Annotated in this window: 18 protein-coding genes; 12 read left to right on the plus strand and 6 right to left on the minus strand. The window is 63.9% G+C overall.

Annotated features, from left to right (window positions below; translation table 11 throughout):
- The first annotated feature begins 385 nt into the window (after positions 1–385).
- From P0D68_RS20625 to P0D68_RS20645, 5 genes are all read left to right on the plus strand, one after another.
- The gene (locus P0D68_RS20625; RefSeq protein WP_408299369.1) at positions 386–2,209 is read left to right on the plus strand and encodes a PAS domain-containing sensor histidine kinase; all 1,824 of its coding nucleotides are present in this window, start codon (positions 386–388) and stop codon (positions 2,207–2,209) included.
- A complete protein-coding gene (locus P0D68_RS20630) occupies positions 2,199–2,897 on the plus strand; it encodes a response regulator transcription factor (RefSeq protein ID WP_408184872.1) in 699 nt (232 codons plus the stop codon). The genes P0D68_RS20625 and P0D68_RS20630 overlap by 11 nt, the downstream gene beginning before the upstream one ends.
- A gap of 342 nt (positions 2,898–3,239) precedes the next feature.
- Entirely contained in the window at positions 3,240–4,196 is a 957-nt protein-coding gene (locus P0D68_RS20635; RefSeq protein ID WP_091803336.1) for a helix-turn-helix domain-containing protein, read from the plus strand.
- Positions 4,183–4,371 (plus strand): hypothetical protein, encoded by a 189-nt coding sequence (locus P0D68_RS20640; RefSeq protein WP_408184870.1) that lies wholly within the window; start codon positions 4,183–4,185, stop codon positions 4,369–4,371. The genes P0D68_RS20635 and P0D68_RS20640 overlap by 14 nt, the downstream gene beginning before the upstream one ends.
- A gap of 155 nt (positions 4,372–4,526) precedes the next feature.
- Positions 4,527–4,940, plus strand: a complete 414-nt coding sequence (locus tag P0D68_RS20645; protein WP_408299372.1) for a DUF3331 domain-containing protein — start codon at positions 4,527–4,529, stop codon at positions 4,938–4,940.
- Between the two features lie 173 nt (positions 4,941–5,113).
- On the opposite strand, the gene P0D68_RS20650 is transcribed toward P0D68_RS20645, so the two are convergent.
- Genes P0D68_RS20650 through P0D68_RS20660 form a run of 3 tightly spaced genes read right to left on the minus strand, consistent with a single transcriptional unit; the run spans position 5,114 to position 9,864 of the window.
- On the minus strand, positions 5,114–6,103 hold the full coding sequence (locus P0D68_RS20650; RefSeq protein ID WP_408299374.1) for a cytochrome d ubiquinol oxidase subunit II: 990 nt from the start codon (positions 6,101–6,103) through the stop codon (positions 5,114–5,116).
- Positions 6,104–6,128: 25 nt separating this feature from the next.
- A complete protein-coding gene (locus P0D68_RS20655; protein WP_091803327.1) occupies positions 6,129–7,526 on the minus strand; it encodes a cytochrome ubiquinol oxidase subunit I in 1,398 nt (465 codons plus the stop codon).
- On the minus strand, positions 7,513–9,864 hold the full coding sequence (locus P0D68_RS20660; RefSeq protein ID WP_408299376.1) for an FdhF/YdeP family oxidoreductase: 2,352 nt from the start codon (positions 9,862–9,864) through the stop codon (positions 7,513–7,515). The genes P0D68_RS20655 and P0D68_RS20660 overlap by 14 nt, the downstream gene beginning before the upstream one ends.
- Before the next feature lie 323 nt (positions 9,865–10,187).
- Here P0D68_RS20660 and P0D68_RS20665 point away from each other — a divergent pair, with 323 nt between their 5' ends.
- On the plus strand, positions 10,188–10,658 hold the full coding sequence (locus tag P0D68_RS20665) for a hypothetical protein (protein ID WP_408299378.1): 471 nt from the start codon (positions 10,188–10,190) through the stop codon (positions 10,656–10,658).
- 95 nt (positions 10,659–10,753) lie between these two features.
- On the opposite strand, the gene P0D68_RS20670 is transcribed toward P0D68_RS20665, so the two are convergent.
- Together P0D68_RS20670 and P0D68_RS20675 are read right to left on the minus strand one after the other, a co-directional pair.
- A complete protein-coding gene (locus P0D68_RS20670; protein WP_408184866.1) occupies positions 10,754–11,011 on the minus strand; it encodes a hypothetical protein in 258 nt (85 codons plus the stop codon).
- A 50-nt stretch (positions 11,012–11,061) separates the two neighbouring features.
- Positions 11,062–11,475: a hypothetical protein gene (locus tag P0D68_RS20675; RefSeq protein ID WP_408299380.1), complete on the minus strand. Its 414-nt coding sequence runs from the start codon at positions 11,473–11,475 to the stop codon at positions 11,062–11,064.
- A 468-nt stretch (positions 11,476–11,943) separates the two neighbouring features.
- On the opposite strand from P0D68_RS20675, the gene P0D68_RS20680 reads away from it, so the two are divergent.
- The 3 genes from P0D68_RS20680 to P0D68_RS20690 all read left to right on the plus strand — a co-directional run bounded on the left by P0D68_RS20680 (position 11,944) and on the right by P0D68_RS20690 (position 14,615).
- A complete protein-coding gene (locus P0D68_RS20680; protein WP_408299382.1) occupies positions 11,944–13,449 on the plus strand; it encodes an ATP-binding protein in 1,506 nt (501 codons plus the stop codon).
- 88 nt (positions 13,450–13,537) lie between these two features.
- Positions 13,538–14,164, plus strand: coding sequence for a response regulator transcription factor (locus P0D68_RS20685; RefSeq protein ID WP_408184863.1), 627 nt, complete (start codon positions 13,538–13,540; stop codon positions 14,162–14,164).
- Between the two features lie 13 nt (positions 14,165–14,177).
- Positions 14,178–14,615 carry a response regulator transcription factor gene (locus tag P0D68_RS20690; RefSeq protein WP_286162100.1) on the plus strand — a complete coding sequence of 146 codons (438 nt, stop codon included), beginning with the start codon at positions 14,178–14,180 and terminating at the stop codon, positions 14,613–14,615.
- Between the two features lie 52 nt (positions 14,616–14,667).
- On the opposite strand, the gene P0D68_RS20695 is transcribed toward P0D68_RS20690, so the two are convergent.
- Positions 14,668–16,137: an ATP-binding protein gene (locus tag P0D68_RS20695; protein WP_408299385.1), complete on the minus strand. Its 1,470-nt coding sequence runs from the start codon at positions 16,135–16,137 to the stop codon at positions 14,668–14,670.
- A gap of 359 nt (positions 16,138–16,496) precedes the next feature.
- On the opposite strand from P0D68_RS20695, the gene P0D68_RS20700 reads away from it, so the two are divergent.
- The 3 genes from P0D68_RS20700 to P0D68_RS20710 are packed head-to-tail and all read left to right on the plus strand — an operon-like array spanning position 16,497 to position 25,171.
- Positions 16,497–17,177 carry a winged helix-turn-helix domain-containing protein gene (locus P0D68_RS20700; protein WP_408299387.1) on the plus strand — a complete coding sequence of 227 codons (681 nt, stop codon included), beginning with the start codon at positions 16,497–16,499 and terminating at the stop codon, positions 17,175–17,177.
- A 25-nt stretch (positions 17,178–17,202) separates the two neighbouring features.
- Positions 17,203–22,212, plus strand: coding sequence for an AAA family ATPase (locus P0D68_RS20705; protein ID WP_408299389.1), 5,010 nt, complete (start codon positions 17,203–17,205; stop codon positions 22,210–22,212).
- On the plus strand, positions 22,205–25,171 hold the full coding sequence (locus P0D68_RS20710; protein WP_408299391.1) for a PAS domain S-box protein: 2,967 nt from the start codon (positions 22,205–22,207) through the stop codon (positions 25,169–25,171). The genes P0D68_RS20705 and P0D68_RS20710 overlap by 8 nt, the downstream gene beginning before the upstream one ends.
- Positions 25,172–25,211 lie beyond the last annotated feature (40 nt).

The following is a 25,211-nucleotide window of genomic DNA, read 5'->3' on the forward strand; positions in this document are numbered from 1 at the left end:
CCCCCCCCCCCCGGCCCCCCCCCCCCCCCCCCCCCCCGCGCCCCCCCGCCGCGCCCCCCCCCCCCCCCCCCCCCCCCCCGCCTCAACACCCGTGCGACGGGGCTTTCAGCCCGAACGCACGGATCTGTCACGACCACGTTTTTGGAAGGTTTAAGGAAAAATAAGTACCGCCATTGACGCGGGCTCGCGCATGATCTATTTCAGATAGAAAGCTACCGCTCGCCGGTAGGTCTGACAGTCATGTGCGTTGACAGCCCAGCTGGCTGTCAAACTGACGGGCAGGCTGCCGGTATTCGTCCACGCATGCCCGTTTCGAACACCATGTACACGCCTACCTCTTCTGTTGCGCGCCGTTGCCGTGCGGCGGCCCGCTGACCCGGCCGTCATGAAGGCTTGCCGCCGCGCTCTCCCCACGGTGCCGCTCGACGCCCATGTCGCGACGATGCTGGCCGCCGCCATCGCGCTCGCCGTGTTCGTGATCGACGCGCTGACGCCGCTCGATATCGCAATCGCCGTCTTGTACGTCGTGGTCGTACTGCTGATCGCTTCGACCGGCAACCGCTCGTTCACGGTCACGACCGCCTGGGGTTGCGTCGTGCTGACGCTGCTGGGCTTCGTCATGTCGCACGACGAGGCCTACTCGAGCGGCGCGGTCGCGCGCTGCGCGGTAAGCCTGCTGGCGATCGCCACCACGTCGATGCTGGCGTTGAGGAACCAGGCCGCGACCACCACGTTGCGGGAGCAGGTGGAACTGCTCAACCTCGCGCACGACGCGATCGTCGTGCACGACATGAACGACCGCATCACCTTCTGGAATCACGGCGCCCAGGCGCTGTACGGCTGGACCGCGCAGCAGGCGATCGGGCAATCGCTGCAGGAAATGACGCAGACGGTCTTTCCCGTCCCCTATGACGAGATTCGCGCCGAGTTGCTGCGCTCGAACCGCTGGGTGGGCGAACTCACGCGCGTGCGGCACGACGGCAGTGTCGTCGTGATTTCGAGCCGCGCCGCGCTGTGGCGCGACGAGAAGGGCAACCCGCGCGCGGTGCTGGCGACCAACAACGATATTACCGGGCGCAAGCGGGCGGAGCAGGCGCTCGAGCGCAGCGAGGCCTTTTTGCGCGACGCGCAACGGCTGAGCAACACCGGCAGCATCGCCGTGCGCTTTCCGGACGGCGAGACCTGGTGGTCCGACGAGGCCTACCGCATCTTCGACTACCCGCGCGATACCGTGCCGTCGATCGACGCGATGCTCGCGCGCACGCATCCCGACGATCTCGCGCTGGTGCGTGGCGGATTCGAACAGGCCGCTGGCGGCGAAACGCGGGTCGATATCGAGCACCGGCTGGTCATGCCGGACGGCAGCGTCAAGCATGTCCACTACGTTGCTCGTCTCGCGACCCGGCAGCCGGGCTACAGCGAGTATGTCGGCGCGCTGATGGATATCACCGGGGCCCGGCGCGCCCAGGAAGCGCTCGCACGTTCCAACGACGAACTCGCTCACGCGACGCGGATCACCATGCTCGGCGAGCTGGCCGCTTCCATCGCGCATGAGGTCACTCAGCCCATCGCGGCGATCATGACATCCGGCGGCGCGGCGCTGCGCTGGCTGAACCGTCCGGCGCCGGAAATCAACGAAACGGCGCAGTCCATCGCGCAGATGATCCGCGACGCGAAACGCGCGGACGAGGTGATCCAGCGCATCCGCGCGATGGCGAGAAAGCGCGACCGTCTGCCGGCGACGGTGGATCTGGACGGGATCGTCGGCGAGTCGATCGAACTGGTGCGGCGCGAACTCGATCGTCATCGCATCGAGTTGCACGTCGACCTCGCGGTGCCGCCGCTGACCGCCTACTGCGATCGCGTGCAACTGCAGCAGATCCTCATCAATCTCATCATGAACGCCGTACAGGCCATGGCGGAGGTGGCCGGGCCGCGCAAGCTGCTGATCGCCACGCGCCGCTTCGACGACGAGCGGGCCGAGGTGATGGTGCAGGACTCGGGCACGGGCATCAGCGAAGAAAACGCCGGGCGTTTGTTCAATACGTTCTTTACGACCAAGGACGATGGCATGGGTATGGGACTGTCGATCTGCCGTTCGATCGTCGAGGCGCACGGCGGCCTCATCTGGGCCGAATCGCCGCAAGCGGGCGGCGCGGTGCTGAAGTTCGTTCTGCCCGTCGATGAAGGGAGAAGTCATGAGCAGTGATCCGCACAGCGATGTGAGCGCCGATAGCGGCACTCACGCAATCAGCTCGATGGTGTACGTGGTCGACGATGACGAGTCGATGCGCGACGCCGTCAGGAATCTGTTGCGCTCGGTCGGGCTGAGTGTCGAAACCTTTGGCTCCGCGCAGGAGTTTCTCGCTTTCGACATGCCGGACGTGCCGAGCTGCCTGATCCTCGACGTGCGTCTGAAAGGACAAAGCGGGCTCGCGGTGCAGGAGCAGATCGCGGCGAGCGAGTTGGGTCTGCCGATCGTCTTCATGACCGCGCACGGCGACATTGCCATGACGGTCAAGGCGATGAAGGCCGGCGCCAAGGATTTTCTGGCCAAACCGTTTCGCGATCAGGACATGCTGGACGCCGTCGCGCATGCATTGGCGAGCGACGAGGAACGCCGCGCGGCGAGGCGCTCCGTGGCGGACCTGCGCCGCTGCTACGAATCGTTGACGTCGCGCGAACGCGAAGTCATGGCATTCGTCGCCGCCGGTCTGATGAACAAGCAGATTGCGGGCGAGCTGAATCTGAGCGAGATCACCGTCAAGATTCATCGCGGTCAGGCCATGCGCAAGATGGGCGCGCGCTCGCTCGCCGATTTCGTGCTGAAGGCGGAGGCGCTCGGCATCAAGCCGCCGCAAGGCATGGCCACGCCGGCGCGCAGTTCGCGCAGTTGAGCGCCGCCGTGCGCGACGGCGCAGTTTGTGCGTAGAGTCCGCGACCCTCGGGCTAGCGGACTCATACGCAGGTATAGGTAGTTCACCGCTTCTGTTCAGGGAAGCACGGCCGTTCCAACCCATTCTCACACGCGCCCGGCGCTTGCGCCCGCGAGGCGCGGTGTAGCGCTGCCTGCGCGGTTCGCAGCGCGACTAAACCTGAATATGAAACGACCCAACCATTGGTCATTTCAGGCAACCGTATGTAGGGCTGGTTGGGCCCACCGCCGTGCGATACCTTGGAGTCCATGCAGCGCCGCTCTCACCGGGCACTGTCACATCACTTACTCGGATGACCCGATCATGATCAGTTCGTCGATGTCGTATCCCGAAACCGCAACGGATGTCGTGCGCAGGACGCTGGTGAGCCGGGTCGGCACGGAGCATCAATGGCGCTGTCCCACCGACGAGGATACCGGCGCGCGTCAGCGCGGCAACATCCTCGTGTCGCGTTGGACCCGTCACGACACGCAGCCGATCGCGGTCGTCAATCCTGGCAGCGTCGCGCACCATTGCGTGGCGATGAATCTCAAATGCACGTCGCTGACGTTCTCCCATGCCGAGCGTACGCTCGTGCGCGGCAGAGTGACCGCGGGCGCCGTGCAGATCACCGCACCGCAGGTGGCGTGCCGCGCCGTGTTCGAGTCGCCCGCCGATGTGCTGCATCTGTTCGTGTCGCAGCAGGTGCTGGGTGAATGTTTCGAAGACACGTTCGGCCGGCCGCACGCGGGCGACATCCGTATCGACGATCCCAGGCTCGTGCGCGATCCCGCGCTCGAACGTCTTGGACAGGCGCTCGCCGTTTCGCAATCCGAAGACGCCGCGCTCGGCAAGGTCTTCACCGACAGCGTGAGCCTCGCGATCGTGTCGCGCGTGATCGCACGGCACTTCACCGTGACCGGGCGGCAGACGCGCGAGGCAAGCGCCTTGCCGGCATGGCGGCTTAGCCGCGCGATCGAATTCGTCGAAGCGCATCTTGCCGAACCGATCGGTCTCGCCGATATCGCCAACAGCACGGGGCTCACGCGGATGCACTTCGCCTCGCAGTTTCGTCGCGCGACCGGCATGCGTCCGCACGACTACCTGTTGCGTCGCCGGATCGAACATGCACAGACGCTTTTGCGCGAGACGAAATACAACGTGCTCGACGTCGCATTGAGTTGCGGCTTCCGTTCGCAGGCTCACTTCACGACCGTGTTCAAACGCATTGTTGGAGAAACGCCTTACTGCTGGAGGATGAAAGCGAATGTCGATCGGTAAACAGATTCACGCGTTTCTGGAAGTGAGCGAGACATTCCTGCGGCAGCCCGCGGTCGCGATGATGAGCGACGCAGGGTCGCCGCCGAGCGGCGCGCGTGCCTCGCATGACGACAGCGTGTTGCGGGTTGGCGCATTGCTCGTTCAGCAGGAAACGGGCAACAGGCAACAAGGGTAATGGCGGAAATGGTGGTCGAGGCCGCGGCGTCATGCCGGCATATCGACCGGGTGGTGCCCGAGCGCATGCGGATGCGTTGATCGGCCCACAGCGCCGGCAATTCCGGCCGGACCGTCCCGATGATCAATGGGTTTATCTGAAACAGGAGTGCAATCATGCTGATGAAAGCGAGTTTCACCGATCCGTGGCTGCAGACCATTGGGTTGTTGTCTGTCCTGTCCGGCAATACGGACGCTGCGGCCGTCGACGTAGCCACGGTGGCGGCTCACGATGGGCGCAAAGAGGCGCATTTGCCGGTGATGGGCGAGCGCTTCGAGGTTCAGGTGCAAGTGATCGACCGCCCGTCGCAATCCACCGCCACGGTGGTGTGGCGCGACCCGACGCATTGCTCGTATGGCGACCAGGTCTGGCACGCCAGCCGTGCACGGGTGGCCGGCATTTGTGCGGTGAGCGGGCGGGCGATTCGTCCGGGCGATGCGATCTATAAGCCCAGGCCTTGCAGGCCGGCACCGCTCAATGTCGGGGCGATGATTCTGGAGCGAGTGGTCAATGAGGCGGTTCTGGATTGATCGGGGAATGTATGCGGCAGGAAGGGAAAGAAAAAGGCGCGAATCGGATTCGCGCCTTTTTGTTGGCTCAGCAGCGCAGGAGAGTGTCCGGGAGATTTACAACAACCCGCTACAACAACCCGCTACAACAACCCGCTACGACAACCTCCGCCGCCCTCGCGGAGGCCCGCCCATTATTCGCCGGAATGTACCTCGCCAATCACCTTTCCGCGGAAGATGTAGTACTGGTACAGGTTGTAGCCAATCATCACCGGAAAGATCAGCCCGATGCCGATCAGCATGAACACCAGCGTGGAGGTATCGGAGGCAGCCTCGACAATCCCCAGCTTGCCCGGAACGAAGTCCGGGAACAGGCTGACAGCCAGCCCGACGAACGACAACACGAACAACGCAACCGAGGCGCGAAACGGCCCACGCGCACTGCCGAGATAGAGCGACCCCATGATGTAGGCGAAGGCAAGAGCCGAGGCGAGCCCCAGCGCAGCCAGCAGATGAAACACGCCGTGCTGCGTCCACCGATCCTGTCCGACCTCGCTGATGAACCACGTCGCCGCCGTGAGCACGACGGCCGCGGCCACCGTGACAAACGCGCTCAGCAAGGCGAGGCGGCGCGACCATTGCTCGATCGAACCTACGGTCTTCTTCACGAGGTAGGTGGACCCGAGCAGCGTGTAACCCGCCACCACGCCGATAGCGGTCACGGCGATGAACACGCCGCTCATGTCACCCGGAATCAGGCCGGTGATCACCTTGCCGAGTATCACGCCCTGGGCGATCGCGGCGACCAGGCTGCCGATGCCGAACACCTTGTCCCAGGCCGGACCGTGCGACACGCTGTGACGGAATTCGATCGCGGCGCCGCGCATGATCAAGCCGGCAATCAACAGCATTACCGGTAAATACAAGTCCTGCAGAAGCAGCGCATACGCGGCGGGGAAGGCGCCGAACAGGGCGCCGCCGAGCACGACGAGCCATGTTTCGTTGGCGTCCCAGACGTGGCCGATGCTCTGCACCATCACGTCGTGATCTTCGCGGCGCTTGCGCAGCAGGCTGAGTATGCCCACGCCGAGATCGAAGCCGTCGGTGACGACATAGAACACCAGCATCAGGCCGATCAGGCCGAACCAGGTGATGGCGAGCATCGTGTGAGTGGAGCTGTCCATGAGATGTCCTTGCAACGGGAATGGTTTAGTACTCGGTGACGGTCGCCGCCGCTTCGGCCTTGATGGCCGCGGGCGGGTTCAGCGTGAGGTCGGGGCCGGCGCGCAGCCAGTTGCGCGCGAGCACGAAGAAGGTGCCGAGCAACACGACGTAGAAGCAGAAAAACATCACCATGCTGAGCGTCACCGACGACGCCGCCACGGTCGACACGGCATCTTTCGTGCGCAGCAAGCCGTACACGACCCACGGCTGCCGTCCCACTTCGCGCACGATCCAGCCGGCTTCGACCGCGACATAGGGCAGCGGAATGCACAGCACCCAGGCGAACAGCAGCTTGCGTTGTTCGAGCAGCCGTTCGAGATTGCCGCGTGTTTTGCGCAACACGTACGCGGTCCAGAAGGCCAGCACCATGAAAGCGAAACCGATACCCGCCATCACGCGGAACGCGTAATACAGCAGCGGCAGCATTGGCGGCTGGTCGGCCGGCGCGAAGTCGCTGAGGCCTTTGACCTCGCCGTGCAGCGTATGGGTGGCGAGAATGCTCAACATGCCGGGCACTTCGATCGACCAGTCATTGCGTTGCGCTTTCTGGTCCGGCCAGGCGAGCAACGACCACGAGGCGGCGGTGCCGGGCTGGTTGGTGGTCCAGTGTCCTTCGATCGCGGCGCCTTTGGCCGGTTGCGTCTCGAACACGCTGCCGCCGCTCGAATCGCCGAGCCAGATCTGCAGCGGGGCGGCGACGACGAGCACGAGCAAAGCGATCCTGAACGAGCGCGCGAAGAACTCCGGATTGCGGCGCTTGAACAGGTTCCACGCGGAAATGCCGGCGATCACGAACATGCCCGTTTCGATCGCCGCGACCCACATGTGCGTGACGCCCCACACCATATCCGGATTGAAGATCGCCGCGGCATAGTCGGTGACGATGATCTTGCCGTTCTCTACCGTCACGCCCGCCGGCGTCTGCATCCACGAATTGGCGACCATGATCCAGAAGGCCGAAATGCTGGAGCCGAGCGCGACCATCGAGGTGGCGAACAGATGCACCGCGCGCGGCACGCGGCCCCAGCCGAGCAGCATCACGCCGATGAAACCGGCTTCGAGCATGAAGGCCATCGCGCCTTCAAAGCCGAGAATATTGCCGAAGAACTGTCCGCTATAACGCGAAAAGCCGGCCCAGTTGGTGCCGAACTGAAACTCCATCGGAATGCCGCTGACCACGCCCACCGCGAAATTCAGCACCAGCAGCTTGCTCCAGAAGCGCGCGTGCCGGTAATAGCCGACGTTGCCGGTGCGCAGCCACAGCACTTCGATCAGAACGAGGAAGGCCGACAGACTGATGGTCAGAATCGGCCACAGAATGTGAAAAATGGCTGTCATCGCGAACTGGGCGCGAGACAGATCGAGGACGTCACTGAGATGCATGATGGGCTCCCGCAGCGCCGATAATCGCCGCCTGATGAGTGGAGTCGGGACCGACCGCCGCGGCGCGCGCGATCTTCACCGGGACGGATTTGTACGACGGGGTGCGGCTTTTCGGATCGAACGCGTACAGCGGCACGAGCGGATTGGCCTCCGGGTAATACGCGCCGCAGCAGCCGTCGGGCAGCGAATAGTCGATCACCTTGAAGCTGCGGATCACGCGCTCGATTCCATCGGTGGACAGCGCGTACACATCCACCCGGTCGCCCGGATGCAGGTTGCGTTTCTGCAATTCACGCGTGTTCATGAAGATCACGTCGCGTTGGCCGAACACGCCGCGGTAACGGTCCGAGTGCGAGTAGAGCGTGGTGTTGTACTGGTCGTGGCTGCGCATGGTGGTGAGCCACAGCGCGTCGGGATCGTTGTGAACCGGGTTTTCGTCGAGTCCCTTGAAGACGAGGAAATTCGCGCGGCCAGTCGGCGTGGCCCAGACGCGTTCGCGCGCGCTCGAAGCGAGATGGAAGCCACCTGGCACGCGAATCCGTTCGTTGTACGCCTGGAAGATCGGGTAGACGATTTCGATCTTGTCGCGAATGCGGTCGTAGCTCGCCACGAGGTGTTCCCAATCCACGTGGGAGTGTGCGCCTAGCGTTGCACGCGCAATGCCCGCGACGATCGCCGGTTCGCTCTTCAGATGCGGGGAGGCCGGCTCGTTGCGGCCGCCGGAAGCATGCACCATCGACATCGAATCTTCGACGGTGATCGACTGCGGACCGTCCGCCTGGATGTCGATCTCGGTGCGGCCGAGGCACGGCAGAATCAACGCGTCCTTGCCGTGCACGAGGTGGCTGCGATTGAGTTTGGTGGCGATGTGCACCGTCAGGTCCAGCTTGCGCATCGCCGCCTGCACGCGGATCCAGTCGGGCACGGCGGCGGCGAAATTGCCGCCTAGCGCCATGAACACTTTGGCGTCGCCGCGCATCATCGACTCGATCGCGGCGATCACGTCATGGCCGTGCGCCGCGGGCGGCCGGAAGCCGAAGGCCCGTTCGATCCCGTCGATCAATGCCGGCGAAGGCTTCTCCGTGATGCCGACGGTGCGGTTGCCCTGCACGTTCGAGTGTCCGCGCACCGGGCACACGCCCGCGCCGGGCCGGCCGACATTGCCGCGCAACAGCGCCAGGTTGGCGATCTGCTGGACGTTTTCGGTGCCGCGGTGATGCTGCGTGAGCCCCATGCCGTACACGAGGATCACGTTTTTGGCCTTCATGTAAATGTCGGCGGCGTTCTGGATGTCGTCGCGAGACAACCCGCTTTGCTGCGTGATCGCCTCCCAGCGGGTGGCGCGCAGATCGGCGACCAGGTCCGCCAGACCGTGCGTATGTCCTTCGATGAACTCGATATCGAGCACGCGCGGCGCATCGGCGGCGAGCGCCGCGTCGTCCGCCTCGATCACGGCTTTCATCATGCCTTTGAGCACGGCGACGTCGCCGCCCACGCGCACCTGATACAGAAACGAGCTGATCTGCGTGAAGCCCAGCGTGGCCATTTCCAGCGGATTCTGCGGCGACGCGAAGCGTTCCAGCGCGCGCTCGCGGAACGGATTGAACGAGACGATTTTCGCGCCGCGCCGCGAGGCGCTGTGCAGATCGCTCATCATGCGCGGGCTGTTGGTGCCGGGATTCTGACCGAAGATGAAAATCGCGTCGGCTTCCTCGAAATCCTCGAGCAGCACCGTGCCCTTGCCGACGCCGATCGATTCCGGAAGGCCGACACTGGTCGCCTCGTGGCACATGTTCGAGCAGTCGGGGAAGTTGTTCGTGCCGAACTCGCGCACGAAGATCTGGTACAGAAACGCGGCTTCGTTGGACGCTCGTCCCGACGTGTAGAAGTCGGCCTGATCGGGGCTATCGAGGCCGTTCAGATGCCGCGCGATCAGAGCGAAGGCATCGTCCCATTCGATCGGCAGATAACGATCGGAGGCTGCGTCGTAGGCCATGGGGTGGGTCAGGCGGCCGGCCATTTCGAGGTCGTAGTCGTCCCACGCGGCCAGCTCTGAGACGCTGTGCGCGGCAAAAAAGCCGGGTGTGCAGCGATTCGCGGTGGCTTCCCACGCCACCGCCTTGGCGCCGTTTTCGCAGAACTCGAACGACGAAGTGTGCTTCGGATCCGGCCACGCGCAGCCCGGGCAGTCGAAGCCTTCCGGCTGGTTCATCCGCAACAGCGTCTTCGCGCCGGACACCGCTACGCCTTGCAGCGCGAGCGCTTCGCCGGTTGCCTTCAGCGCACCCCAGCCGCCCGCAGGCTCGCTGTAGATGCGGATTGTCTTTCGTTTGGACATGGCCGTTTCCAGGTGTTTCGTTGAGGGACATGAAGTGGAAGGATGGGCCGCGCCCGCACTGGGATCTTGTTTAAATGCCCGTCTGTTTCGGATTCGCACGCCGGATACGGTGTGGGCCGGCGGCGCCAGGGCGGCATGGCGGCACGCGCCGTGCATTTTCGAAAGCTCGCAGGCGTTCTGAAAAGATCGGCGCAGTGGCGCGGCGAATAATGGTTTCCACCCGGCGAGGCCACGCGAAGTCTGCGCAGCGGCGCCGCATTCCTTGCGACTCATTCGCTGCGACTCATTCCACGCCGATACCTGGGCACCACCGGAGCATCGAGATGCGCTATCTGGACGAATCACACCGCGACACGAGCGGCACCGATCTGATGTTTGTGCCGGCCGCCGAGCGCGCCGACGCGATGGACTGGCGCGCTCAGGTTTTGGCGCCGGTCGAACCTGCCGCGCTCGGGCGCTGGACGCGCCGGGTCGTTGTCGCGACCGCGGTCTGGTCGGTTTTCGAATTACCGTTCGAGATCTGGGTCAGCCTGTCCACGCGCGATGCGGCTGCGTGCGTCATCGCCAAATTGCTGTGGGTCGCGCTGGTGGGCTTTGTTCTGTCCGGCAGCCGGATGGCGCGGATCGTCTACGCGTTCCTTTGCACGATCGGCCTGATGGCGGTGGCCTTCGGGCTGCCGGTCGAATATCGCGTGTTTCCGCTGGGATTCGTGCTGTCTTCGGTGGAGTGCCTGCTGAAAGCGACCGCCTTTGTATGCATCGTGTCGGCCGGGGTGTATCCCGACGAGGAATGATCGGGCAGGCGCCGCTTGCGGCGCTTGCTTGCGTTTCCTTCGCTTCTTTCTTTCGTTTTTTTTCGTGCTTCCCGCGTAGCGCGTGTTGCGGCGGCTCAGGCCACGCGCGCGCTATTCAATGCCGAGAGCGCGCGCGTCATCGCATAGGCGCTGTGCACCGCGGTTTCGAATGCGCGCTCGTCGGCGAGGCGCCTTCCGTCGACCGCGACGACCCACCGTGCGCCGTCGTGCTCGCACACCAGGCGCCGATCGGCCATCAGATCCGCATACCAGCGCCAGATTTTCGGGTCCGCGATGGTGGCCGCCGGTTTGACACTGGAGGGCACGGCGGGTCGCTGCGATGGGTTGATCATGGAGTACCTCCGATGATTGGCGAGTGGTCGGACGAGCGGGAACGTTTCGGTCACGTCCAGTTCTTCCAGTTTTCGATCGTCCGGTAGTCATCGTGCGCGTTGCTCTTCCGGCGTGGCGTGCTCAGCCTCGCAAAGCCGTTGCCGGCCTCAGCCTTCCCATCGCGCGTATCGCCACTGATGCGTCGGTCTTGCGGCACGGTCCGCTCGGCATGCCGCGGCAATGGAAGCGGTAACGACTGCTCGGTCTGCCGCAGCGCTCGCGATGACGAGGCGGCCGCGTTGCCCGCCGCGACGGCAAACCGTTCGAGCGGCAACTGGGTGTCGAGGTCGGTCTGGTCGAGCGTCTGCACGATGCCGAGCGTGGGCGGCGGATTCACCGCGCCCCAGGCCGCGAGCGCGACACACACGACGGCGGCTGCATAGCCGTAAGCGGGGCGAAACCGGAAGGCTTTCTCGGTGCGCATGACGTGTTCTCCGGGCGCCGGCCGCGAAGGGCTGCGCAACTGAATCGGGTGAGGGAAGACTGACGGGGCCCAGTATCGTGGTCCGGGCGGCCTCGATCTTTCGCCGCAGCACGGTTGCTTGCCGATTCGCACGCAGGAGGCGGCGTAGGCGCGTCATGCCTTGCCTGGCGGGCAAAGCCGGCCGGATAGGCCGGCCCGGCCCGGCGCATGACGCAGTCATACGTTGGTGTGATACGGGACGCGCTCCGCGGACCCGGCAATTGCGCCGCAGACCGCCACCAGCCGGGACTGGGCCCGCTGGTGGCAGGCACTGGCGGCCCGCCTCATATCCCTATGGATAATAGTTTCAGATGACTTTCCCATTTAGTATGGGTTCGACGACGCAAGCTTTGCACTGAGTGCGTTGGTGCAACAGGCGAAATCGCCATAGCGTGCCTGTCCCGCTAATCAACCAGGCGTGAGTGCAGCATGATCAAGATCGGTCGAGTCATAGTGTCGCTGGAAATGCGTGAGGTGTACCTGGAGAATCGATTGCTTCAGGTCGGCTCGCGCGCATTCGATATTCTCGAATTGCTGATCCGCGCGGCAGGCAAAACGGTGACGAAAGACGAAATTCTTCGGCATGTCTGGCCGGACTCGGTGGTGGAGGAAAACAATATCCACGTGCAGTTGTCGTCGCTCAGGAAGATTTTCGGCGCCGATAGCCAGGTGATTCGCACGATCTCCGGCCGCGGCTACCGCCTGACCATTCCGGCCGAACCGTCCGGGCCGGCCGACCTGCACGGCGCCGTTGCGGCGAGGCAGGCAGAAGCGGCGCGCTGGAGCAGCTTGCCGGTCTGCCACACGCCCCTGATCGGCCGTGACGCGGCCATTGTCGACATCGCCCGCGCGCTGAAGGGAACGCCGATCGTCACGTTGCTCGGCTCGGGCGGCATCGGCAAAACGCAGCTCGGCATTGCGGTGGCGAAGTCGATCGCGGATATCTCGGACATGGACGTGTGTTTCATCACGCTCGCCTCGGTGCAGAACGCCCAGGCCGCGATCAACACCGTCGCCGACGCGCTCGGTGTGGTGCGCGCGGACGCCGACTTGCCGCTTCAGTCGCTGGTCGCCGCGATTCGCGGCCGCAAGCTGCTGGTGCTGCTGGATAACTGCGAACATGTGATCGAGTCGGCGGCCACCATTTGCGAACTGCTGGTGCAGGCCAGCGCGGATCTGCGCATTCTGGCCACGAGCCGTGAGCCGCTGCGCACGCGCGACGAGAAGTTCTACTGGGTCGCGCCGCTCGACACGCCCGAAGCGGGCGCAAGTTCCCAGGCGATTCTCTGCTGCGCGTCGGTGCGCATGTTCCTCACGCAGATGAACGCGCTCAACGCGGCGGTCGATAGCGACCGCAGCAGCCTCGAGATGGTCGCGACGATCTGCCGCCGGCTCGACGGTGTGCCGCTCGCGCTCGAACTGGCGGCGGCCCGCGCCGCGGTGTTCGGCATCCGCAAGCTGGTTGCCGAACTCGACGACCGTTTCCAGTCGCTCACGGGTGGCCGCCGAACCGCGCCGCCGCGCCAGCAGACGCTGGAGGCCGCGCTCGACTGGAGCTATCAGCTGCTCAGCACGACGGAGCGCCTGGTGCTGCACCGGCTAGGCGTGTTCCCGGCCCGCTTTTCGCTCGAAGCCGCGTGTGCCGTCGCCGCCTGCGCACGACTGCCGTGCAACGAAGTGACGGAGGCGATTGTCGGCCTTGCTTCGAAGTGCTTTCTCATGACGACTTTCGACAGCAAGACCAAAGAGTATTTCCTGCTGGAGACGACCCGTGAATATGCGTTGCGCAAGCTGCATGAATCGGACGAGACAGACGCAGTGTTAAGCAGACGGGCGGCCTACCTCGCGCCCGCTTACGAGCAGCCATATGGTCGCGTGTTCGGCGCGGCGGCGCTCGGCGGCAAGCTGGCGATGGAAGCCGTTGCCTCGCGATGAGATCGGTATTGACCGCGTTTCGCAGAGCCGTTGGTCGCGTCGGGCCTCATGTACGATGACGGCGCTCGAATTTTTTGTGGACTCTGCAATGCCTGTTCCTTCGGAACTCGAACCGATGGTGTATGTGATTGACGATGAGGAAACGGTGCGTGACGCGCTAGTGCGCCTGTTGCGTTCGGCAGGCTTCAATGCGCAAGGTTTTGCGTCGCCCGCCGAGGTGTTGTCGCAAGCATTTCCGCACGTGCCGATGTGCATTCTGCTGGACATGAACCTGAAAAGCACGAATGGCTTCGACGTGCAAAGCCAACTCGCGCAACAGGGCGTACAGGTGCCCGTTATTTTCCTGACCGGCTACGGATCGATTCCAATGTCGGTGCGCGCGATCAAGGCGGGTGCGCATGAATTCCTCACCAAGCCGATCGACGACGAGGAACTGCTCGAAGCAGTGCGGCGAGCGTTGGCGGAAGACGAGGCCAACCTCGCGGAGCGCGCGTTCCATGCGGATGTGCTGCAACGTGCCGCCGCGTTGACGCCGCGCGAAATGGACGTATTCGAACTGGCGGTGGAAGGCAGGATGATCAAGCAGATGGCACATGAACTCGGCACGCAGGAAGTGACGGTGAAAGTGCACAAACGGCGAGTGATGAGCAAGATGCAGGCAAAGACGCTCATCGAACTCGCCAGAATGTGGGAAGTGATACGCCGCACGCGCTGAGCCTCCTGAAGCAGTGAATATCGCGCCGGATATTTTTTTCTGTGATTACGTCGGCGCAATTGGAGTATTGGCAGCTATGAGCTTTGTTTGCATCGTCGACGATGACGCATCGGTACGAAGTGGTGTCGGAAACCTGCTGAAAGCGGTGGGTTATACGGCTGTGACGTTTTCGTCGGGAGAGGAATTCCTTGCTTCTCCGGAGGTTGACGATGCGCTGTGTGTCCTGCTCGATGTCAGGATGCAGGGCATGCCAGGCCTCGAAGTGCAACGCCAACTGAACGCGGAGGGCAGAAATATCCCGGTGGTATTCATGTCCGCGCATGGCGACGACGTGACCGTGGCGCGCGCGCTGCGGCACGGCGCCATCAGCTTCCTGCGCAAACCGTTCGCGGAAGAAGTGCTGCTCGATTCGATCGAGCTGGCCATTGGACGCAGGAACGGCGCGGCCTGAGCGCAAGCGTGCGCATCGCGTTCGTTCAACGGTCCGGGATCGCGAGACGCGATCAGCCGTAGCGCGCGGCGGGTGCATCCATCGCGTCCCCCGCGGCGCCGCGCGTGCGGGCATAGTGTTCGTGCCAGCGCTCGACGGTTTCGCTCTCGCCGGCCTCGGCCAGCATCTGCAGCGCGTAGGCCCGGGTCGTTTCGAGCAGGTGATAGCTCATGGCCGAACCGCGCGGCCCGAACATGAGCAGCGACTTCGAGACGAGACCGGCGATCGCTTCGGTCACGTCGTCGACGGAGAGGTCTTCGCATGCGGCAATCGCACACGCCTCACCGAGATGGAAGCTGCCGCGAAACACGCCGAGTCGGCGCAACACGGTGCGCTCGCGCTTGCACAGAAACTGACTGCTCCAGTCGAGCGCCGCCTTCAAGGTTTGCTGGCGTGCCGGCGCGGTGCGCAGTCCGCCGGTGAGCACGCGAAAGCGATTGTCGAGTTGCGCGACCAGTTCGCCGATACCCAGCGCGGTGACTCGGGCCGCGGCCAGTTCCAGCGCGAGCGGCACGCCGTCCAGCCGCCGGCAGATCGTGCCGATCAGGTTGAGGCTTTCGCTGTCGGGGCGAAAGTGCGGATCACGCGCGCGGGTTCGCGCAATGAACATGTGGACCGCGCTGTAGTTGAGAATGTCTTCAGGCGCGACGTCTTCGCGGGGCACCTCGAGCGGCGCCACCCAGTAAATCTGTTCGATGCGGGTTCGCAAGGGCTCGCGGCTCGTTGCGAGGATCCTGAGATTGGGATTGACCTCGATGAGTTGCTCGCAGATGGTCGCCGCCTCCTGAATCACATGCTCGCAATTGTCCAGTACGAGCAGCAGCTCGCGTGCGCCGATGGCTTGAATCAGGTGCTCAGGCGTGACCTCGGCCCGTGTGGCATGCAATCCCAGTGCTTCGGCGATTGCGCTCAAGGTCGCCTCCGGGTGTTCGACGACCGAAAGATTGACGAAGCGGACCGCCTCGAACGACGCTATCTGGCAGCGCGCCACTTCCAGCCCCAACTGTGTTTTACCGATGCCGCCGGTGCCGACCAGCGTCACGAGCGGCGCGGAATCGAGCGCGGCGATCACGTCCGCGAGTGCCTGCTCGCGCCCGATCAGCGGGGTGCAGCAGTGCGGCACGTTATTCGCGGCGGGGCGCTCGTCGAGGCGCGGCGGGTCGGCAGGCGCTTCGTCCGTCGAGGTGCCTGCGTCGTGTGTACGGATCAGGCGATAGCCGCGGCCCGGTATGGTCTTGATGAGGTCCTTGTCTTCGCCGAGCAACTTCCGCAGCGCGGAAATATGCACCTGCAGATTGCTTTCCTCCACCACCGTTTCCGGCCACACCTGCTGGAACAGCGCCTCTTTGCTGACCAGCCGCCCGCTCGCGTTGATCAGCACTTCGAGAATATCGAACGCGCGCGCGCCGACGCGCAATGGCCGGCCTTCCAGATAAAGCTGCCGAAGCTCTGGCGAAACGTCGACTCGTCCGATCTTTATCATGACCATTCCGCTTGGGGTTTCGTGATTGCACATCCAGGCAATGGAGACGATCTTATGAGCAGCGCGATCTCCTCAGGATGGGGAAATCATTAACGATAGTTAACGCGGCAGTTCGGAAAGCCTGAAGGCGCGCAAGACGCGGGTGATGCGCAGGTGATTCGAAGGTGATTCGCAGATGATTTTTCCAACCGTGACTTTACCGGCGCCAGTTTGCGGAAAGATTAAAAAAATTTAATGGCATCCGTAAATCGGATGTCGCGCTTTTCGCGGATAATCGGCCGATTGGCGGGTAATTCGCCCGAGGGCATGCTGTTGCCCCGGCGGTGCATCAAATGACGATGGGAAGGCGCGAGCGTTAAATGAAAATCTTGCTCGTCGAAGACAACGAACAGGTTGCGGGATTTCTGAAAAAAGGCCTCGTCGAGGAAGGCCACGTGATCGATTCGGCCGACAACGGCCGGGACGGCATGTTCCTCGCCGCCAGCGAAACCTATGACGCCATCATCATGGATCGCATGTTGCCAGGCGGGATCGACGGCCTGGGGATCATCACGGCCTTGCGCGCGAGCGGCAACCGGGTGCCTATCCTGATCGTGAGCGCGCTGGACGACGTCGACGAAAGGATTCGCGGCCTGAAGGCGGGCGGTGACGATTATGTGGTCAAGCCGTTTGCATTCGGCGAAGTGCTGGCGCGGCTCGACGCGCTGACCCGTCGCGCGCATGAAAGCTACGCGGAGACGACCCTGAAGGTCGGCGATCTCTCGATCGATCTGCTCTCGCGCAAGGTGGCGCGCGCCGGCAAGCCGATCTTGCTGAAGCCGCGCGAGTTCAAGCTGCTGGAGTACCTGATGCGCCACGCCGACCAGGTCGTCACGCGCACCATGCTGCTCGAAAATATCTGGGATTATCACTTCGATCCGCAAACGAACGTCATCGACGTTCACGTAAGCAAATTACGCCACAAGATCGACGCGGGCTTCGAGCGGTCCTTGCTGAGGACGGTTCGCAGCGCCGGCTACATGCTGACGGCGAACGAATAGCGCGACAGGGGCAGGCGGGGGCAGCATGATCGAGTTGGCAGGCTTCGGGTTTGAAACACTCTGTGATGACGGTGAGTTCCTGCTGTCCCGTATCGACCGGCGCGACGGCACGCCAACGTGGCTCACCGTCACCTTGCCGGCGCAGCAACCCAGCGCCACGAGTCAGGCACGTCTCGAGCATGCGTATGAGTTGCGTGGCCTGCTCGACGGCCGGTTCGCCACCCGGCCGCACGCGCTGATCGAACACCGCGGCAGTACGGCGCTGGTGCTCGAAGACCCGGGCGGTGTGTCGCTGGCCGCGCTGCCGAAAGAGTCTTTGCCGCCTGGCCGCTTTCTGCTCGTTGCCGCCAATCTCGCGGCAGCGCTCGGGGCGCTGCATGGGCGCGGTCTGATCCACAAGGACATCCGGCCAGCCAATATTCTGGTGAATCCGGAAACGGGCGACGCGGCGTTGACTGGTTTCGGCATTGCCTCGCGCGCGAGCGGCGAGGCGCTGGCCGGCGCGCTGCCTGACTTCACGGCGAGCGCGCTCGCCTATCTCGCACCGGAACAGACCGGCCGCATGAATCGCGCGATCGACTCGCGCGCCGACCTCTATTCGCTCGGCATCACGTTGTATGAGATGTTGAGCGGCGAGTCGCCGTATCGCGCGAACTCGCCGATCGAGTGGATCCACTGCCATATCGCCAGAACCCCCATTCCGTTGAACGAACTGGCCGGCAACGTGCCGCAACAGGTCGCCGCGATCGTCATGCGGCTGCTTGCGAAAACCGCCGAGGATCGCTATCAGACCGCGCAGGGTCTTGAAGACGATCTGCGCCGCTGCCTGAATGCCTGGGAACAAAACGGGCGCATCGAACCGTTCGCACTCGGCGCTCACGACTTGCCCGAACGCCTTGTTATTGCCGAGCGCCTGTATGGCCGCGAAACGGAAACGCAGGCACTGAGCGCCGCGTTCGATCGCGTGGTGCGGCAAGGGGCGACGGAACTCGTGCTCGTGTCGGGCTATTCCGGGATCGGCAAATCGTCGCTCGTGCATGAACTGCGGGCCAGCCTCGGACCGTCCGGCGGGCACTTCGCCGCGGGCAAATTCGAACAGTACAAGCGCGATATCCCTTATGCGACGCTCGGGCAGGCGTTTCAGAGCCTGACGCAGCATGTCCTCGCCCAGGACGCGGAGCACCTGGCGCGTTGGCGCGGGCGGCTCGCCGAGGCAGTCGGTGCGAACGGTCAACTGATCGTCAACCTGATTCCGGAAGTCGAACAGATTCTCGGCCCGCAGCCGCCGGTGCCCGAGCTTTCGGCGCAGGAAGCGCAGGTTCGCTTCCAAGGCGTGTTCGGGCGCTTCATCGGCGCATTTGCGGACCCGGAACATCCGCTCGTGCTCTTTCTCGACGATTTGCAATGGCTCGACGCCGGCACGCTCAGTCTGCTCGAAAGCCTGCTTGCCGCACCGAACCTGCGTAATCTGCTGCTCGTCGGCGCCTATCGCGACAACGAGGTGGGGCCCGCCCATCCGCTCGCGCGCGCGCTCGTGGCGATCCGAGAGTTGGGTGTGCCCGTCCACGATATCGTGCTCGCGCCGCTGCAGCTCGAAGACGTGGCGCGTCTGATCGGCGAAGCGCTGCATGCCGCGCCGGCCGAGGTCGCGCCGCTCGCGCAATTCATTGTCGAGAAAACCGGCGGCAACCCTTTCTTCACGGTGCAATTTCTCAAGATGCTCGCCGAGCACCGGCACCTCGCGTTCGATCCGGTGAGCCGCGTGTGGGTATGGGACATGGCGGCGCTGCGCGAGGCGCGCTTTTCCGACAGCGTCGTCGACCTGATGGTCGGCAAGATCGAACGTGTGGCGGATGCCGCGCAGGCCGCGCTCAAACAGTTTGCGTGCTTCGGCAACAGCGCGGCGACCGCGATGCTCGCGCGAGTCAGTGGCAATTCGGACGCGGGCGTACACCGTGCGCTGGCCGATGCGGTGGAAGCGGGCCTCGTGTTCCGGCGCGAGCAGGGCTATGCGTTTTTGCACGACCGGGTCCAGGAAGCGGCCTACGCGCTGATTCCCGAAAACGAGCGCGCGGCCGCTCATCTGGGGATCGGCCGGATGTTCGCGACCAACGCGAGCGCCGGGGACATCGAGCAGAACATCTTCGAGATCGTCAACCAGTACAACCGCGCGATCGAAATTGTCGACGACCCCGCCGAGCGCCTGCAGGTGGTGGAATTCAATCTGATTGCCGGGCGGCGCGCCAAGACGTCGTCCGCCTACGCGTCGGCGGCGACGTACCTGTCGATCGGCAGCGCCATGCTCGGCGACGCGGGATGGGAGACCTGCTACGCGCTCAAGTTCGCGCTGGAGAGCGGCCTCGCGGAGTGCGAGTTCCTTACCGGCGACACCGGCTTGGCCAAGGAGCGGCTCGCGGACCTCGCGCGGCGAGCCGTCGATCTGCCGGATCGGGCAACGGTGGCGTGGTTGCGTGTCACGCTGTTCACCGCGCTCGATCAGAGCGATCTGGCGGTGCAGATCTGCCTCGATTATCTGCGCGAGGTCGGCATCGACTGGCAGCCTCATCCCAGCCGCGAGGAGGCGCGCGGCGAATACGACCGGCTTCTCGCACAGATCGGCGATTCTCCGATCGAGTCGTTGATCGATCTGCCGCTTCTCACTCATCGCGACCGGCGTGCCACGCTCGATGTGCTGACCGCGGTGCTGCCGCCGGCCTTTTTCAGCGACGAGAATCTCGTCTGCCTCGTACTGTGCCGCATGGCGAACCTGAGCCTCGAACACGGCAATAGCGACGCGTCGTCGATCGGATATGCCTACCTCGGCATGGTGGCCGGCCCGGTGTTCGGCGATTACGAGGCGGCGTTCCAGTTCGGCCGGCTCGGCCTCGCGCTCGTCGACGAACGCGGGCTGCAACGTTTCAGGCCGCGCGTCTACATGTGCTTCGCGTATCACGTGATGCCGTGGACGAAACACATTCGCACCGCTTTGCCGCTGTTGCGGCGCGCGTTCGACGTCGCCAGCGAGAGCGGCGACCTCACGTACACCGGCTTCAGCAGTTGCTGCCTCGTCACGAGCCTGCTGGCTGCGGGCGATCCGCTCGCCGATGTCGAACGCGTGGCGCAGCAGCGTTTGGGCGTGGTGCAGGCCGCGAAATTCGGGCTGATCGTCGACATTATCGGGTCGCAGTTGCAACTGATTCGAACCCTGCGCGGACTGACACCCTCATTCGGCTCCTTCAACGATGAGGCATTCGAAGAAGCAGCCTTTGAGGCGCATCTCGAAGCCGATCCCTGTCTCTCGATCGCGACGTGCTGGTACTGGATCCGCAAGCTGCAAGGGCGCTATTTCGCGGGAGATATAACGGCGGCGACGGCGGCCGCCGCGAAAGCGGCGCCGCTCTTGTGGACCTCGTCCGGTCACTTCGAAATCGCCGAATATCATTTCTACGCTGCCTTGGCATGCGCGCGCCAGTACGACGAGGCGCCGTCTTATCAGCATGAGGCGCAATACCGGGCGCTGGTCGAGCATCAAGCCAGACTCGTCACCTGGGCCGAACATTGTCCGGGCAATTTCGCCTGCCGTTCAGCGCTCGTGGCCGGCGAGATCGCGCGTATCAACGGCAACGAATTCGAGGCGATGCGCGAATACGAAAATGCAATCCGTCTCGCCCACGAGCACGAGTTTCCGTTGATCGAAGGGCTGGCGCATGAAGTGGCCGGCACGTTCTATCTGGCGCGTGGCTTCACGACCATCGCATTCGTCTATCTGGGCAACGCGCGGCTCGCTTACCTCCGGTGGGGCGCGTTAGGAAAGGTCGAGGCGCTCGACCGGCGCTATCCGAACCTGGTCCACGAACCCGCCGCCATTGCGCCGACGCGCAGCATCGTGGCGGAGCAACTCGATGTCGAAACGGTCGTCAAGGCATCGCAAGCCATTTCGGGCGAAATCGCCTTCGACAAACTGATCCGCACGTTGATGACCATCGTGCTCGAACATGCCGGCGCCGGACGTGCGCTGCTCGTTCTGCCGCGTGACGAGAAATTGTGGGTCGAGGCGCAGGCACTCGCGAATCGCGAGGGTATCGAGGTCCAGCTTCACAGCGCCGTTGTAACGCCGCGCGATGTGCCGGCCTCGATTCTGCATGCCAGCATTCGCACGCAGGAGCGCGTTCTGCTCGACGACGCGTCGCTGCCCAATCCGTTCTCGACGGACGAATACTTCCGCACGACGCGTGCTCGCGCGGTGCTCTGTTTGCCGCTCGTGAAGCAGGCGAAACTGATCGGCGTGCTGTACCTGGAAAACGATCTCGCGCCGGGCGTGTTCACGCCGGCGCGCCTCGCAGTGCTGGAGCTTCTCGCGTCGCAGGCCGCCATTTCGCTGGAAAACGCTTCGCTGGAAGAGAAAGAGGCGCTGCTCGAAGAGAAGGAAGCCTTGCTTCACGAAGTGCATCACCGGGTGAAAAACAATCTGCAACTGATCAGCAGCCTGCTCAACTTGCAGGCGGCGCGTGTGACCGACAAGGCCGTGGCTGAACTCTTCGCCGACAGCCGCAACCGGGTGCGTTCGATGGCGCTGGTGCACGAGAACCTGTATCGCGCCGGCAATTTTGCGCGGATCGAGATGGCGACCCATGTGAAGAATTTGTGCGGCCATCTGGCGCGCGCCTACGACATGCGCCAGATGGAAGTGGAGTTGTCGGTCGAGGTCGACGATGTGCAGCTCGATATGAACCGCGCCGTATCGTGCGGGCTGATTATCAACGAGCTCGTGTCCAACGCCTTGAAGCACGCGTTTCCGCACGGGCGCGGCGGTTGCGTGCGCGTCGAACTCGGCGCGCTCGACAAGGAGCGGTGCAGGTTGACTGTCGCGGACGACGGCGTCGGCATCGCGCCGGAATTCTCACTGGAAGAGGCGGACTCGCTGGGCCTGCAACTGGTTCACGACCTGACCCACCAGTTGCACGGCACCGTGGAGCTGAGCCGCGGCGGCGGCACGACCTGCAGCATTCTTTTCAACGCAACCGGACGTGGATAAGCACACTATGGCGCCCGCCCGCATTCTTATAGTCGAGGACGATCGCGTTGTCGCCCGAGACATTGCGCAGCAGATGAGCCGCGCGGGCCACACCGTGGTCGGCATCACGGCGCGTGGCGAAGACGCATTGCCTCTTGCCGCCGAGACCGAGCCTGATCTGATCCTGATGGACGTACGGCTGGAAGGCAAGCTCGACGGCATCGACACCGCGCGGCTGCTTCGCGAGAATATGAATCTGCCCGTGGTTTTCCTGACCGCATATGCCGACGAGGACACCGTCCGGCGCGCCACGGTCACCGAACCGTTCGGCTACGTTCTGAAGCCGTTCGACGACACGCAACTGAAGACTGTCGTCGAAATGGCGCTCTACAAGCACGGCGCGGAACGGCGGCTGCGCGAAAGCGAACAACGCTATGCCGTCACGCTCTCCAGTATCGGCGACGCGGTGATCGCGACCGATCGCGAGTCGCGCATCAACTTCATCAACCCGGTCGCCGAAGCGCTGACCGGCTGGCCGCGCGAGGCGGCAATGGGGCGGCCGCTCGCGGAAGTATTCCGCGTGATCAACGAGACCACCCGCGCGCCGGCCGAAGACCCGGTGGCAGCCGTGCTGGCGGCCGGGACGATCGTCGGGCTCGCGAATCACACGGTCCTGCTGGCGCGCGACGGCCGCGAGATCGCGATCGACGACAGTGGTTCGCCGATCGTCGACGAGCGCGGCGACATCCTCGGCGTAGTGCTGGTGTTTCGCGACGTGACGCAGCGGCGTCGCGCCGAAGAGGCCGAAATACTCCGCGAGACCAATGCACGCCTCGAATCGGCGATGTACGGGTCCAACGTTGGCGTGTGGGAAATCGACATGCCCGAGGGCGATCATCGCCGGGGCTTCGCGCGCTTCTCGAACATCTGGGAGTGGCTGGGCTATACGCGTCCGCAGACCTTGCTGGACTACGACGCGTATATGAGCATCCTGCTTCCGGAGGACCGCGCCGGCACCGAAGCCGCGATGCTCCGCTACCTGGGCAAAGAGGTCGATGTGTTCGAGGTGGAGAACCGCCTGTGCCATAGCGACGGAACCGTGCGGTGGGTGCTCGTGCGCGGCATGGCAACGTGGGACGCCGACGGCAAACCGATTCGCTTCGTCGGCAGTCTGGTAGATATTACCCAGCTGAAATTCACGGAACAGGCACTGCGTTCGAGCGAGGCGCGCTTTCGCGGCACCTTCGAAAATGCCGCGGTCGGGATCGTGCACTGCGATCTCGACGGGCGGTTCCTGCGCGTGAATCAGCGCTCGTGCGATATCGTCGGTTATGAGCGCGAGAGTTTGCTGGAAAGGCGCTTCCAGGACATCGCCGCCCCGGAATTCCTTGCCGCGAGCGCGGAGAAATTGCGCCAGTTGAGCCAAGGCGCGCTCTCGCACTATTCGGAGGAAATGCCGCTTTTCAGGCGCGACGGCTCGCGGGTTTGGGTGAGCGTGTCAGTCGCGCTTCAGCGTGATTCGAGCGGACAGGCGATCCACACCATTGCGATTCTCCAGGATATCTCGGCGCGAAAGGCGCTCGAAGATACCGTGCGGGTTGCGAAAGACGCGGCGGAATCGGCGAACCGCGCGAAAGATCAGTTCCTTGCCAACATCAGCCACGAATTGCGCACGCCGTTGAACGGCATTCTTGGTTACGCGCAGATCTTGCGGCGCGATGCGGCGATGACCGAACGGCAATTGGCGAGCCTGAGTGTCATCGAACAGAGCGGCGAGCATCTGCTCATGCTCATCAACGACCTGCTCGACTTCGCGCGTATCGAGGCGGGCAAACTCGAACTGAATGTGACGGACGTGCCGCTCGGGCCGTTCTTGCGCGTAATCGCCGAGATAGTGAGCGTTCGCGCCGACCAGAAGCAACTCATCCTCAACTACGAGGTGCCGCCAAATCTGTCGAAGGTGATTCGCGTCGACGAGAAGCGCCTTCGCCAGGTGTTGTTGAATCTGCTTGCCAATGCGGTCAAATTCACGGACCACGGTGAAGTGACGCTGGCCGTACGCGTGATTAGCGACGCACGGCTGCGGTTCGAGGTGCGCGATACCGGCGTCGGCGTGAGTCCGGACAGGCTCGAGACGATCTTTCAGCCGTTCGAGCAGGCCGGCGATTTCACCCGGCGCACCGGCGGCGTGGGTCTCGGGCTCGCGATCAGCCGTCAGTTGGTGCGCATGATGGGCGGCGAAATCAAGGTGGTGAGCGTCGTCGGTCAGGGCAGCATGTTCTGGTTCCAGCTCGATGCGCCGGTTTCGTATGCGCAGGCCTCGGATTGCGCTCCGGCGCTGGAGATCCTGGGCTGTGACGGCAATGAGCGCCATGTGCTGGTGATCGACGACGTTGCCGCGAATCGCGCGCTGATCGTCGACGCGCTGCAACGCTGCGGCTTTCGCGTCTCGGAGAGTGCCGATGGCCGCGATGCGTTGGCCAAAGCAATGGCATCGCCGCCCGACCTGATCCTGCTCGACACCATCATGCCGGTGATGGGCGGCATCGAAATGCTCGGGCATATTCGCGCCTCGGAGGAGTTGCGTCATGTGCCGGTGATCGCCGTGTCCGCGGACGCATCGCAACGCAATGCGCAGGCGAACCTCGGTGCGGGCGCGGACGTCTTTCTCGAGAAGCCACTCGATCTCGACCGGCTGTTGAAGGAGATCGCCGCGCTACTCTGCTTGAAATGTACGATTCGTCCAACGCCCGTCGGAGCGGACGCAGCGCCGATCGCGCCGCCGCGCGATGAGCTGGCCGTGCTGCATCGCTTTGCGTTGCTGGGGTCGATGCGCGACATCGTGCGTCATGCGGATCGTCTCGTCAGCCTCGACAGCCGTTATGAACCCTTTGCGGCGCTGGTGCGCCGTCTGGCAGCAGGCTACGAGTCGCAAGCCTTGCTATCGCTGATAGAACAACATCTGGATATCAACTCGTGAGCTTAGCCGAACCATTCGATACCGATACGCCCGTTGTGCT

This window comes from Paraburkholderia sp. RL17-380-BIE-A, assembly GCF_046028085.1.
Lineage (GTDB): Bacteria > Pseudomonadota > Gammaproteobacteria > Burkholderiales > Burkholderiaceae > Paraburkholderia.